Annotated in this window: 15 protein-coding genes; 8 read left to right on the top strand and 7 right to left on the bottom strand. The window is 67.3% G+C overall.

Features of this window, described 5'->3' with window-relative positions; genetic code table 11:
- Window positions 1-7 precede the first annotated feature (7 nt).
- The 5 genes from ppk2 to CLI93_RS08475 form a co-directional block, all read right to left on the bottom strand.
- Window positions 8-1,159 carry a polyphosphate kinase 2 gene (gene ppk2, locus CLI93_RS08495; protein WP_095543605.1) on the bottom strand — a complete coding sequence of 384 codons (1,152 nt, stop codon included), beginning with the start codon at window positions 1,157-1,159 and terminating at the stop codon, window positions 8-10.
- Window positions 1,160-1,286: 127 nt separating this feature from the next.
- Window positions 1,287-2,012 carry a histidine phosphatase family protein gene (locus tag CLI93_RS08490; RefSeq protein WP_420823120.1) on the bottom strand — a complete coding sequence of 242 codons (726 nt, stop codon included), beginning with the start codon at window positions 2,010-2,012 and terminating at the stop codon, window positions 1,287-1,289.
- Window positions 2,009-2,647, bottom strand: a complete 639-nt coding sequence (locus CLI93_RS08485; RefSeq protein WP_238945934.1) for a DUF4136 domain-containing protein — start codon at window positions 2,645-2,647, stop codon at window positions 2,009-2,011. The genes CLI93_RS08490 and CLI93_RS08485 overlap by 4 nt, the downstream gene beginning before the upstream one ends.
- Window positions 2,635-3,621, bottom strand: coding sequence for a tRNA 2-thiocytidine(32) synthetase TtcA (ttcA, locus tag CLI93_RS08480; protein ID WP_095543606.1), 987 nt, complete (start codon window positions 3,619-3,621; stop codon window positions 2,635-2,637). Before ttcA ends, CLI93_RS08485 begins: the two co-directional genes overlap by 13 nt.
- A 125-nt stretch (window positions 3,622-3,746) precedes the next feature.
- The gene (locus CLI93_RS08475; RefSeq protein WP_095543607.1) at window positions 3,747-4,052 is read right to left on the bottom strand and encodes a hypothetical protein; all 306 of its coding nucleotides are present in this window, start codon (window positions 4,050-4,052) and stop codon (window positions 3,747-3,749) included.
- Between the two features lie 213 nt (window positions 4,053-4,265).
- Here CLI93_RS08475 and CLI93_RS08470 point away from each other — a divergent pair, with 213 nt between their 5' ends.
- From CLI93_RS08470 to cobF, 4 genes are read left to right on the top strand one after another with little or no spacing between them, the layout of a single operon-like run.
- A complete protein-coding gene (locus tag CLI93_RS08470; RefSeq protein ID WP_172425536.1) occupies window positions 4,266-4,721 on the top strand; it encodes a cobalamin biosynthesis protein in 456 nt (151 codons plus the stop codon).
- A complete protein-coding gene (gene cobM / locus CLI93_RS08465; RefSeq protein WP_095543635.1) occupies window positions 4,718-5,536 on the top strand; it encodes a precorrin-4 C(11)-methyltransferase in 819 nt (272 codons plus the stop codon). The genes CLI93_RS08470 and cobM overlap by 4 nt, the downstream gene beginning before the upstream one ends.
- 22 nt (window positions 5,537-5,558) lie before the next feature.
- Window positions 5,559-5,972, top strand: coding sequence for a PaaI family thioesterase (locus CLI93_RS08460; protein WP_095543634.1), 414 nt, complete (start codon window positions 5,559-5,561; stop codon window positions 5,970-5,972).
- 14 nt (window positions 5,973-5,986) lie between these two features.
- Complete coding sequence (gene cobF / locus CLI93_RS08455) at window positions 5,987-6,802, top strand: precorrin-6A synthase (deacetylating) (RefSeq protein WP_095543633.1); 816 nt, start codon at window positions 5,987-5,989, stop codon at window positions 6,800-6,802.
- Between the two features lie 303 nt (window positions 6,803-7,105).
- Here the strand turns inward: cobF and CLI93_RS08450 are convergent, their stop codons facing one another.
- Both CLI93_RS08450 and gpmA read right to left on the bottom strand, forming a co-directional pair.
- Entirely contained in the window at window positions 7,106-8,596 is a 1,491-nt protein-coding gene (locus CLI93_RS08450) for a S41 family peptidase (RefSeq protein ID WP_095543632.1), read from the bottom strand.
- 50 nt (window positions 8,597-8,646) lie between these two features.
- Window positions 8,647-9,360 (bottom strand): 2,3-diphosphoglycerate-dependent phosphoglycerate mutase, encoded by a 714-nt coding sequence (gene gpmA, locus CLI93_RS08445; protein WP_095543631.1) that lies wholly within the window; start codon window positions 9,358-9,360, stop codon window positions 8,647-8,649.
- A 564-nt stretch (window positions 9,361-9,924) separates the two neighbouring features.
- Between gpmA and CLI93_RS08440 the strand changes: the two genes are divergently transcribed.
- The 4 genes from CLI93_RS08440 (at window position 9,925) to CLI93_RS08425 (ending at window position 12,445) form a co-directional block, all read left to right on the top strand.
- The gene (locus CLI93_RS08440) at window positions 9,925-10,344 is read left to right on the top strand and encodes a rhodanese-like domain-containing protein (protein ID WP_095543630.1); all 420 of its coding nucleotides are present in this window, start codon (window positions 9,925-9,927) and stop codon (window positions 10,342-10,344) included.
- Between the two features lie 62 nt (window positions 10,345-10,406).
- Entirely contained in the window at window positions 10,407-10,661 is a 255-nt protein-coding gene (gene grxC, locus CLI93_RS08435) for a glutaredoxin 3 (RefSeq protein ID WP_095543629.1), read from the top strand.
- A gap of 117 nt (window positions 10,662-10,778) precedes the next feature.
- On the top strand, window positions 10,779-11,249 hold the full coding sequence (gene secB / locus CLI93_RS08430; protein WP_095543638.1) for a protein-export chaperone SecB: 471 nt from the start codon (window positions 10,779-10,781) through the stop codon (window positions 11,247-11,249).
- A 155-nt stretch (window positions 11,250-11,404) separates the two neighbouring features.
- Window positions 11,405-12,445, top strand: a complete 1,041-nt coding sequence (locus tag CLI93_RS08425) for an NAD(P)H-dependent glycerol-3-phosphate dehydrogenase (RefSeq protein ID WP_095543637.1) — start codon at window positions 11,405-11,407, stop codon at window positions 12,443-12,445.

The raw sequence follows: 12,445 nt of genomic DNA, 5'->3' as shown, positions 1-12,445 counted from the left end.
AACTGGGTCACAGCAGCGCGCTGGGCTTTTCGCCGCGCTCGTAGACCACGTGGGCGCGGCCGACGATCAGCGGGTCGAGCTTGCCGATTTGCTCCAGGCTCTTGCCGGTGTAGGGCAGCTTGTGCAGCACGTAGCGCATGGCGTTCAGGCGCGCGCGCTTCTTGCAATCGCTCTTGACCACCGTCCAGGGGCTGTCGGCGGTGTCGGTTTCGAAGAACATCGCTTCCTTGGCGCGGGTGTAGTCGTCCCACTTGTCCAGGCTGGCCTTGTCGATGGGGCTGAGCTTCCACTGCTTGAGCGGGTGGCCTTCGCGCTCCTTGAAGCGACGGCGCTGCTCGGCCTGGCTGACGCTGAACCAGAACTTGATCAGGTGCACGCCGCTGCTGACCAGGTGGCGCTCGAACTCGGGCGCCTGGCGCATGAAGTCCTGGTATTCCTTCTCGCTGCAAAAGCCCATGACGCGCTCGACGCCGGCGCGGTTGTACCAGCTGCGGTCAAACAGCACGATCTCGCCGGCAGTGGGCAGGTGCTGCACGTAGCGCTGGAAGTACCACTGGCCGCGCTCGGTGTCGGTGGGCTTTTCCAGCGCCACCACGCGCGCGCCGCGCGGGTTGAGGTGCTCCATGAAGCGCTTGATGGTGCCGCCCTTGCCGGCTGCGTCACGGCCTTCGAACAGGATGACCACGCGCTGGCCCGTTTCCTTGACCCAGGCCTGCAGCTTGAGCAGCTCGACCTGCAGCTTGAATTTGTCTTTCTCGTAAACGCTGCGGCGCAGCAGGTTTTTGTAGGGGTAGGCGCCATCGCGCCAGCCCTCGGAGAGCTCCTCATCCGGGTTGGGCTTGTCGGCCGAGCCCTTGCCGCTCTTGGCCAGCAGGGCCTTGCGCAGGGCTTCGCGGTCGTCCTGAGAAGCGCCGTCGATCAGCGCGCGAAGCGCATGGGCGCGCTGCTCGATCGGGCTGGTGCCGCCGATGATGGTGGTGGCCGCCTCGGCCAGCTCGACATGGCGCGCCTGCGCGGCCTTGCCGGCCACGTGCTCGGCCGTGGCTTTGCGGCTGCTGGTCGGGGCCACGTCGCCCAGGCTGGCCTTGCGGGTTGCGGGGGTTTTCTTGGGGCTGGCGACGGCGCGCTGGGCTGCACCGGCTTTGGAGGTCTCGGCCATGAAAGCTGCTTTCTGTGTGGGTGGTGAATGGAAATGTCGTGTTGAACACGGCGTCGCCACACGGCGACGCAGCCAAAGCGCATTATCCCGCCGCCCAAGCCTTGAGCGCCTCTGGTTGGGGGAGGGGTCAAACGAAGTGCTGAGTGCTCGCGGCCTGCGGCCCTGGCTGCGGTGCAGGCAGCTCATCCAGATGCGCCACGTCGCCCCAGGCCAGCAGGCGCAGGCCTTGCGGCGTCCACAGCAGGCGGTGGATGGAGGTGTTTTCGATGCTCCAACTGCGCGCGGCCTGCAAATCCAGGCCGGTGGCCTGGCGGTACAGCGCATCGAGTACCCCGCCATGCGTGACCAGCGCGATGTGCTGGCCGGCATGGGCTGCGGCCAGGCGGGCGACGCAGGCCCAGGCGCGCTGTGCGAACTGGCGCAGCGATTCGCCTTGTGGCGGCTGGTAGTCGGGGTCGCGGCTCTGGAAGGCGCGGGCGCGCTGCGGGTCTTGCGCGCAGATTTGCGCCACGCTCAGGCCTTGCAACTGGCCAAAGCAGCGCTCGCGCAGGCCTTCCTCGGCCTGCAGCGGCTTGCCCAGCCGCGCCTGCAGGGCCTGGGCCGTCTGCCAGGCGCGCGCCAGATCGCTGCTGTAGATGCAGGCGATGTCGGCCTCATCGGCCAGCGCCTGCGCCATGGCCTGTGCCTGGCGCAGGCCATGGGCGTTGAGTGCAATGTCGATGTGGCCCTGGATGCGACCGTCCTGATTCCAGGCCGTCTGGCCATGCCGGATCAGGGTCAGGCGGGTGCTGCGCTGCCCGCCCGGCAAGTCGAAATCATCGGCAGCGGCGCTGGCCTGTTCGGGCGCGATCACGGCGCCAGCTCGCGGCGGATGCGGCGCGGCCCTTCGGGCGGCGTGGGAAAGCCATCGAGCGCGGCATCGAACAGCGAGCGGAAGATGGCCTCGTCGTCGCGCCAGATGTCGTCGTAGCGCGCGCTGCTTTCATAGACCACGCGGCCCTGGGCATCGCGCAGCAGCAGGCGCACTTCGCGCAGGTACAGCGTGGGCGGGCGCTCGCGCCAGCTGCCGTAATAGCCATAGCCGCCCCACAGCGGGCCGGGCCACCAGCCCCAGGGGTCGGGCCAGCCTGGGCCGTAATGGGGCCAGTCGGGCAGGTAGCGCTGCGAGTGCGCGCCCAGCTCCAGGCGCAGCGCGCCGTGCGCATCGTCGCGCTGCAGGCCTACGCGCGCCAGCGCCTCTGTGGCTTGGCGCTCGATCATGCGGCGGTAGGGCGTGTCCTGCTGCTGCGAGGGCAGGCGCTCGATGCGGTAGCTGGCCGGCTGGGGCATGGCCGCCAGCGTGGAATAGGCGCGCACTTCCTGATCGATCACGCGCGTGCTGGCACAGCCGCCCAACGCCAGGGCGCTGACCGCCAGCATGGCCGCCGCCAGCGCCGCGCCGGCGCGCCGGGGGGCGCGCCACGCAACAAGGCTTTTCAGGAGGAACATGCCGTCCAGGCCTCCGCTTGGGACGCCGCTGGGGCTGCAGGGGCGACGCTGACGCGGATGCCCAACGTGTCGCCCGCAGCCGCAGGGGCAAAGGTTTCAGTGAAGGTGTCGGGGTCGAAGGCGGTGTCGCCCTCGGGGCTGGCCACGCCGGTGGCCCTGGCATGGCGAAAGTCGTGCAGCTTGGGGTCCATCATGTGCGTGGTGACGACGTGCTGCATGGCGCGGAACATGCTCTCCAGGCGGCCGGGGTATTGCCGGTCCCAGTCGCGCAGCATGTCGCCCACGATCTGGCGCTGCAGATTGTCCTGGCTGCCGCAAAGGTTGCAGGGGATGATGGGGAACTGTTGATACTCGGCCCACTGGCGCGTGTCTTTTTCCGGGATGTAGGCCAGCGGGCGGATCACCACGTGCTTGCCATCGTCGCTGACCAGTTTGGGCGGCATGCCCTTCATGCGCCCGCCGAAGAACATGTTCAGCATCAGCGTCTGCAGGATGTCGTCGCGGTGGTGGCCCAGCGCGATCTTGGTGCAGCCCAGGCGCTCGGCCACGCTGTAGAGGATGGCGCGGCGCAGGCGGCTGCACAGGCCGCAGGTGGTCTTGCCCTCGGGGATGACGCGCTTGACCACGCTGTAGGTGTCCTGCGTCTCGATGTGGAAGTCCACCCCTTGAGCGCGCAGGTACTCGGGCAGTACGTGATCGGGAAAGCCCGGCTGCTTCTGATCCAGGTTCACGGCCACCAGCGAAAAGCGCACCGGGGCGCGCTTTTGCAGGCGGCGCAGAATGTCCAGCAGGGTGTAGCTGTCCTTGCCGCCGGACATGCAGACCATGACCTTATCGCCCTCCTCGATCATGTTGAAGTCCAGGATGGCGCGGCCCACCTCGCGGCACAGGCGCTTTTCCAGCTTGATGGCTTCGCGCCGCGCCTTGTCGGCGGCCTTGGCGCTGCTCACGGGTTGTTCGGCAATCGTGTTCATGGGGGCGGTGCGCAAATAGAAAGCGCCACCTGGGCGGCGGCAATGGGCGGATTCTACCCAGAGCGCGCGCAAGGGCCTGCCCCTTGGGTCTGCCCAGCGGCTGGGCAGACGGTTTCAGAGCCTGTTCAGAAGTTCACCGACATGGCCGGAATGTCCACCTTGATGGCCGGCTTGCCCAACGCCGCGATGGTGGCGGCGGCGAAGCGCTCGCTCCAGGCCGGGTCGCGCAGCAAGGAAGCGCCGGCCGTGGCGGCAATGGCCAGCACCTTGTCGGCGATCAGCACCTTGCCGCTGGCGCGCATGGGCTCGCAGTCAAGTTCGACGAACTGCGCGTCCAGCCACTGCCGCGCCTCCTGGGGCGAAAGCTCCTGATGCGCCGGCAGGCGGAACTCCTGGCCAGCGGCCAAAACGACGTTGACTTCTCTTTGCACAGTCGGTCTCCTTTCATGGGTGGCAGCGCGCCGCAGCAGCAGCGCTGAAAAAATTGCCAAGTGTAGGCGAGCTTGGCAGCCGTGCAACGCTGGCGCAGACCGGGGAAAACCCATATCGAGCGCCACCGCAGGCGATGGCGCCCAATGGCCGCAGCGCACGCCATAGGGCCTACACTGCGCGCTCTGCACGCCCGCGCTGCCTCATTTGATGTGATGACGCCACCTTGCCCCCCCGATGCCGCCCCGGCCCGCCTGGTTTTGGGCATTGGCCTGCGCGCCAGCGCCCAGGCCGCGGCCCTGCATGCGCTGTGGCAGCGGGCGCAGGCGCTGCTGCCTGCGTTGACGCCTGCTGCCGTGCAGGCCGTGGCAGCGCTGCCGCACAGGGCGGCGCACCCGGCGCTGGCGCAATGGTTGGCCGAATGCGGCCTGGGCCGGGCGCACACCGTGGCCGTGCCGCCCCAGATGCTGGCGGCCCAGCCCACGCACACGGCCTCGCCGCAGTCGCTGGCGCGCTATGGCTGCGGCAGCGTGGCCGAGGCCTGCGCGCTGTGGGCCGCCGCCGGCACGCAAGGCCGCTCCAGCCTGTTGCTGCCGCGCCTGGTGGCCGCCTGCGGCAGCGCCACCCTGGCCGTAGCCATTCCATCAGGCCTATCAAGACTTCAACGATGACCGTACATTTCATCGGCGCCGGCCCTGGCGCTGCCGACCTGATCACCGTGCGTGGGCGAGACCTTCTGGCGCGCTGCCCGGTGTGCCTGTACGCCGGCTCGCTGGTGCCCAGTGCGCTGCTGGCGCACTGCCCGCCGGGCGCGCGCATCGTCAACACCGCGCCGCTGAGCCTGGATGACATCGTCGCCGAGATGGCCACCGCCCACGCCCGCGGGCAAGACGTGGCGCGCCTGCACTCGGGCGATCTGTCCGTCTGGTCGGCCATGGGCGAGCAACTGCGCCGCCTGCGCGCGCTGGGCATCGACTACAGCGTCACCCCCGGCGTGCCGGCCTTCGCCGCCGCCACCGCGGCTCTGCAGGCCGAGCTGACCCTGCCCGGCCTGTGCCAATCGGTGGTGCTCACGCGCACCCCGGGCCGCGCCAGCGCCATGCCCGAAGGCGAGCGCCTGGCCGCCTTTGCCGCCACGGGCGCGGTGCTGGCCATCCATTTGTCCATCCACATGGCGCAGCAGGTGCGGGACGAACTGCTGCCGCACTACGGCGCCGACTGCCCGGCGGCCATCGTCTGGCGCGCCAGCTGGCCGGATGAGGCCATCGTGCGCACCACCGTTGGCCAACTGGCGCAGGCCGTGGCCAGCCACATGGAGCGCACCGCCATCATCTTGGTCGGGCGCAGCCTGCAGGCCGAGCACTTTGCCGAAAGCCGCCTGTACGCCGCCGACTACGACCGCCGCTACCGCCCGGTGGGCGATGCGCCGCGCTTTGCGCACGACGCGCAGGCGCTGGACACGGCCACCGACCGGCCCCGCCGGTGATTGCCCCCCAAGGAGAGTCCCCATGGAGATGCACACCTTCGCACAGCAAGTCTTTGCCGCTCAGCCGTTCAGCCAATTCATCGGCGCACGGCTCGAAAGCGTCACGCCGCAATCGGCCACCATTGCCCTCGACCTGCAGCCCCACCTGCTGCAGCAGCATGGCTTTGCACATGGTGGCGTGCTCAGCTACCTGGCCGACAACGCCATCACATTCGCTGGCGGCCTGGCACTGGGCGGCAATGCCCTGACCTCCGAATTCAAGATCAACTACCTGCGCCCGGCACAAGGCGCCCAGCTGCTGGCCCGCGCCACCGCCAGAAGCGCCGGCAAGCGGCAAGCCGTCTGCCAATGCGACATCCTGGCTCTGCGTGATGGGCAGGAGGTGCTGTGCGCCATTGCCCAAGGCACTGTGGTGGCTGCCGGCGATCAAGCATGAGATCCCGCCATCCAATGACCGCGCTGCCGCCACTGGAGCTGACGCTCATCGGCATCGGCACCGGCAACCCCGGGCACCTGACGCGCCAGGCCGAGGCAGCCATGCGCGCGGCCGATCTGATCCTGTTGCCGCACAAGGGCGAGGACAAGGCCGAGCTGGCCGCCCTGCGCCAGGCGCTGTGCGATGCCGTGCTCGGCGCCGATGCCGCCCGGGCCTGCATCGCCGGCTTCGACATGCCGCTGCGTCGCAGCGAGGGCAGCGATTACCTGAACCAGGTCGATGAGTGGCATGCCGCCATCACCCAATGCTGGCAGGCCGCCATCGCCCAGGCCCTGGCGCAGCAGCCAACACTGCGCCAGGGCAAGGCCGCACTGCAGGTGGCGCTGTTGGTCTGGGGCGATCCGGCGCTGTACGACAGCACGCTGCGCATTGCCGCGCGGCTGCGCCCTGCGCCGCAGCGCGTGCAGGTCGTGGCCGGCATCACCGCCATGCAGGCGCTGACGGCTGCGCACGCCCTGGCGCTCAATGACATCGGCCAACCCTTTCTGGTCACCACCGGGCGGCAGTTGCGCGAGCATGGCTGGCCCCTGGGCGTGGACACGCTGGTGGTGATGCTCGATGGCCAGTGCAGCTTTGAAGCCCTCCCTGCCGCGCTGGCGCAGCAGCTGCACATTTGGTGGGGCGCCTACCTGGGCATGCCGCAGCAATTGCTCGACAGCGGCCCGCTGCCCCAGGCTGGGCCGCGCATTGTGCAAACCCGCGCCGCCGCCCGGGCACGGCACGGCTGGATCATGGACACCTACCTGCTGCGCCGCCAGCCGCAGGGCTAGGAGCCTGTTCAAAATCTTTGCACGGCGGTCAAGAGAGCGGATTTGGGTGCTCTGCCGCGTTGCAAAGCCTCGCCATAGCCCCAGCTATGGCTGCGTTTTGCGCCTTGCAGCCCATCCCAAACCGCTTCTTGCCCACTCGCGCCGAGATTTTGAACAGGCTCTAAGCGCCCGGCCGAAAAGACCCGCACCAACGCAACAGCGGCCCATGGCTTTGCGCCATGGGCCGCTGTTTTTCATACCGCGCGGCGGGCCTTTTGCTCAGGCCTTGCGCTCGGGCATTGTGCTCAATGCCCTGACAGGCCCTTATTTGGATTGGGACTTGGCCTGCTCTGGCGCTGCTGTCGCAGCCTGCTTCCCAGGCGCGGCATCGCCCGCGTCACGCTGGGCCACCTTGACCGGCAGGCCCTTGAGCTGGTTGATGGCCTGCTGCAGCTGGAAGTCCTCAGGCGAGCCAAATTGCGGCAGGCGGCGCAGGGGCTTGCCGTCGTTGTCCTGAGTTTCTTTCTCCAGGCGCTTGAGGGCCTGCTCACGCTCTTTTTCCTTGCGTGCGGATTCTTCCGGATCGTCGTCGTTGCCCAGGTGCTTGTGCAGATCGGCCTCGCGCACGCGCAGCGAGGCGTAGGGGCTGCCCTCGGCGGTCTCATCCAGCTCGATGTCCGGCGCAATGCCCTTGGCCTGGATGGAGCGGCCCAGCGGCGTGTAGTACAGCGCGGTGGTGAGCTTGATGCCCGAGTCCGGGCCGAGCTGGCGCACGGTCTGCACCGAGCCCTTGCCAAAGGTCTGGCTGCCCATGATGGTGGCGCGCTTGTGGTCCTGCAGCGCGCCGGCGACGATCTCGCTGGCCGAGGCCGAGCCTTCGTTGACCAACACCACCAGCGGCACTTTCTTCACGCCTGCGGGCAGGCGCTTGAGCGGGTCGTTGCCGCCGATGGGGAAGCGCCGGGGCATGTAATCGGCCGGGCTGGTGGTGAAGGTGGCCTTGCTCTCGGCCAGCTGGCCGTTGGTGGTGACCACGGTCACATCCGGCGGCAAGAAGGCGGCCGAGACGGCGATGGCCGCGTCGAGCAGGCCGCCCGGGTCGTTGCGCAGATCCAGCACCAAGCCCTTGAGCTGGGGCTCCTTGGCGTAGAGCTCGGCGAGCTTGTTGACGAAATCGTCCACGGTGCGATCCTGGAACTGCGACAGGCGCAGCCAAGCGTAGCCCGGCTCGATGATCTCGCCCTTGACCGAGCGCGTCTTGATCTCCTCGCGGGTGATGGTGACGGTGAAGCTGCGGCTTTCGTCCTTGCGGAAGATGGTCAGCACCACCTGGGTGTTGGGCTCGCCGCGCATGCGCTTGACAGCCTCTGTCAGGCTCAGGCCCTTGACAGCGGTATCGTCGATCTTGGTGATCAGGTCATTGGTCATCAAGCCGGCGCGGTCGGCCGGCGAGCCCTCGATGGGCGAGACGATGCGGATCAGCCCGTCTTCCTGCGAGATTTCGATGCCCACGCCCACGAAGCGGCCGGTCGTGCCTTCGCGAAATTCCTTGAAGCTGGATTTGTCGAAGTACTGCGAGTGCGGATCCAGGCTGGCCACCATGCCGGAGATGGCATCGGTGATGAGCTTCTTGTCATCGACCGGCTCGACATAGTCCGTCTTGATCAGGCCATACACGGCCGCCAGTTGCTGGATTTCCTCCAGCGGCAGCGGCGCCACGGCATTGCGCGCCAGCGGCTGCAGCGAGAAAGTGGCCAGCGCGCCGGTGAGTATCCCGACGCCCACCCACGCTGCGGTTTGCATTTTTTGTCTCATAACACCGATTTCCAGAATTTGCTCTTCTCAAGCCCTACGGCCTGCGGCGTTCACTGCAGGGGCTTCTCGCCCGAGGGCTCCAGGTAATAGCGCCGCAGTGGCTTGAGCTGTTCATCGAGCTCATAAACCAGCGGCGTGCCGTTGGGGATGTTGAGCGAGACGATGTCCGCATCCGAGATGCCATCCAGGTACTTGACCAGCGCGCGCAACGAGTTGCCATGCGCGGCAATCACCAAGCGCTTGCCGGCGCGGATGTCCGGCGCGATGTGCGACTCCCAGTACGGCAGCACGCGCGCCACCGTGTCCTTGAGGCACTCAGTCAGCGGAATCTGCTCGGGCGCCAGCGCGCTGTAGCGGCGGTCGCCGCGCTCGCTTCGCGCATCGCCCGCTTCCAGCGGCGGCGGCGGCGTGTCGTAGCTGCGGCGCCAGATCAGCACCTGCTCATCGCCGTATTGCTTGGCCATGTCGGCCTTGTTCAGCCCCTGCAGGCCGCCGTAGTGGCGCTCGTTCAGACGCCAGGATTTTTCTACCGGCAACCAAGTCGCATCCATGGCATCCAAGCAATGCCAGAGCGTGTGGATGGCGCGCTTGAGCACGCTGGTGTAGGCCTTGTCGAATTCCAGACCCGCTGCCTGCAAACGGCGCCCAGCCTCCTGGGCCTGGGCAATGCCGGTGGCCGTCAGCTCCACGTCGGTCCAGCCGGTGAAGCGGTTTTCAAGATTCCAGGTGGATTCGCCGTGGCGGATCAGTACGAGCTTGTGCATGGGGCAAGGGCTACAGGGAAGCGACAGGGAGGGGAAAACTCTGCCATGCTGGTGTGCCGTCCGCAGGCCATCTGCAAGCATCTGAACGCTAGGGGTCAAACGATTGGGCAACGCCAGCGCACCAGCAAAACAAAAAGCCCGTCATTTTAAAACCTGTTGCCCAATCGTGCTTGCCCCGCAACGACCGCCGCTGAACAGCACCCCCCAGGGGCGGGGCATTGCCGCCGCCCCTGCCATATGGCGGCGCGCGCCGTATTGCGGCTGCACGGTTTTGGGCCAGCGCGGGAGGCGAAAAGTGCACAACACGCTCTGGGGTTGTTGAGATCGGGTTTGCGAAGCGGTTTCTCGAGTCAACAGCCGCAGATGCAAGGCGCAAGGCGAAAACGCACACAAGGCCTGGACACCTTGCCAGCGCTCTCAACGCAGCAGTTGCGGGTTTTGACCGAAAACACCGCCGCAACACTCAATCTCAACAACCCCTAGAATGCGCGCTTTTGTATTTTTCCTGCCCCTGATCGCCCAGCTGCAACGGCGCGGCGAGCTGTTTTTTGACGAGTTGTTGTCGTGAGTTTTTTCCTGGAAAACTGGTATTTGTTCGTGCTGGCCATTGGCTCTGGCGCCATGCTGTTTCTGCCCGCCCTGGCCCGCCAGGGCACAGCCAGCATCACACCGGCGCAGGCCGTGCAAAAAATGAATGCCGAAAAGGCCGTGGTGATCGACGTGCGCAGCAGCGACGAATACGCCAGCGGCCACGTCAAGGGCGCCAAGCACATTACCGGGGACGCGCTGGAGCAGCAGCTGCCGCAGGCCGTGAAGAACAAGGCCGCGCCCGTGCTGTTCATCTGTGCCAGCGGCCCACGCGCCCAGCGCGCACTGCTGCAGGCCAAAAAGCTCGGCTACGAAAATGGTTTCGTCATCGCTGGCGGCACCAAGGCCTGGCGCGATGCCGGCCTGCCACTGGCCACCGGCGCCAAGGCCGGTTAAGAACCTGCTCGCCGCGCCCCCCTTTCCCCGAACCGATTCGCCAACACGCCATCCATCGCCCTATGCAAACCGTCACCATGTACACCACGGCCGTCTGCCCCTACTGCCTGCGCGCCAAGCAGCTGCTCAAGGCACGCGGCGTGCAAGCCATCGAGGAGATCCGCGTCGATCTGGACCCTGGCCTGCGCACGCAAATGATGGAGCGCACCGGCCGCCGCACCGTGCCGCAAATCTACATCGGCAGCACCCACGTGGGCGGCTACGACGACCTGGCCGCGCTGGACGCTCAAGGCCAGCTGGTGCCGCTGCTGGGCTGAGATACCCTCTCCCAGGAGCTGCGCCAATTGCCTGCATAATGCGCGGGCCTTGGCGCCAGGCGGGGCCACAGCGCCTTGCCTTTTCCGATTGCACAGATCCATATGAAAGAGCCCAGCATGGCTGAAGAAACCAACAACCAACCCGTGTTCCAGATCCAGCGCGTCTACCTCAAAGACTTGTCGCTGGAGCAGCCCAATTCGCCCGCCATCCTGCTGGAGCAGGCCCAGCCCAACGTGGACATCCAGCTGGCCGTGGCCGCCAACAACATCGACGAAGGCATCTTCGAGATCGTCGTCACAGGCACGGTGCACACCAAGGTCAACGACAAGACGCTGTTCCTGGTCGAGGCCAAGCAAGCGGGCATCTTCGAGATCCGCAACATCCCGCAAGAACAAATGGGCGCCGTGGTCGGCGTGGCCTGCCCGCAAATCGTCTATCCCTATCTGCGCGGCAATATTGCCGATCTGATCAACCGCGCCGGCTTCCCGCCCGTGCATCTGGCTGAAATCAACTTCCAGGCCATGTACGAGCAACAGGCACAGCAGGCGGCCGCCTCCAACGGCGGCAACCCGGCCCCCGTGCAGTAAGAGCCTGTTCAAAGTCTCGGCGCGGCGCGCTAGCACACTGGCATGCCTGTGACATGCCACCAAACAGGGGCCTTTCAGGGCCCCTTTTTTGCGGCCATCCGCGCAGGCTGCCAATGCACAGGGGAAGGAGAGACAGCATGCTTGACACACAGGCTTTGCGCATTCTGATCATCGGCGGCGGCGCCTGGGGCACGGCAATGGCCCTGGCTGCGGCCCGGCACCCGGCAGGCCATGCTGTCAGCCTATGGCTGCGCGATGCGGCCCAGGCCGCGCAGCTGCGCGAGCAAGGCAGCAATGAGCGCTACCTGCCGGGCGTCGCACTGCCGCCAGCGTTGCGCGTTGCCAGCGGCGAGCAGGCGCTGCAGGCGGAGGTCGCCCAGGCGCAGCTGGTCATACTGGGCACCCCAGTGGCCGCGATGCAGGCCATGCTGGGCCAGCTCGCACCCAGCCTCCGTGCAGATACCCCGCTGGTCTGGCTGTGCAAAGGCTTTGCCCCCACGCCACAGCAGGCCTGGCACGGCCAGTTGCCGCATGAGCTGCAACAGCGCATCCTGCCGCAAGCGCTGTGCGGCGCGCTCAGCGGCCCCAGCTTCGCGCAGGAGGTGGCGCGCGGCCAGCCCACGGCCCTGGTCGCGGCCTCGGCCCATCAGGCTGTGCGCCAAACGCTGATGCAGGCCTTCCATGCCCATGCGCTGCGCCTGTACAGCAATGACGACCTGGTGGGCGTGGAGGTCGGCGGCGCGGTCAAGAACGTGTTGGCCATCGCCACGGGCATTTGCGACGGCCTGGAGCTGGGCCTGAACGCCCGTGCGGCCCTGATCACGCGCGGCCTGGCCGAGATGACGCGCCTGGGCGTGGCCATGGGCGCGCGCGCGGCCACCTTCACGGGCCTGTCCGGCATGGGCGATCTGGTGCTCACCGCCACCGGCAATCTGTCGCGCAACCGCAAGGTCGGGCTGCTGCTCGCACAGGGCCAGCGCCTGCCGGACATCCTCACCACACTGGGCCATGTGGCCGAAGGCGTGCATTGCGCCCAGGCGGTCGTGGCGCGCGCTGCGCAGCTGGGGGTGCACATGCCCATCAGCGAGGCCGTGGTGCGCCTGCTCGATGGCCAGGAGCAAGCCGCGCACGCCGTGCAAAGCCTGCTGCGGCGCGACCCGGCTGCCGAGGCCGGCCACGAAGACATCACGCCATGA

This window comes from Vandammella animalimorsus (assembly GCF_002288875.1).
GTDB lineage: Bacteria > Pseudomonadota > Gammaproteobacteria > Burkholderiales > Burkholderiaceae_C > Lampropedia > Lampropedia animalimorsus.
This window is presented reverse-complemented; position numbering and strand designations above follow the sequence as displayed.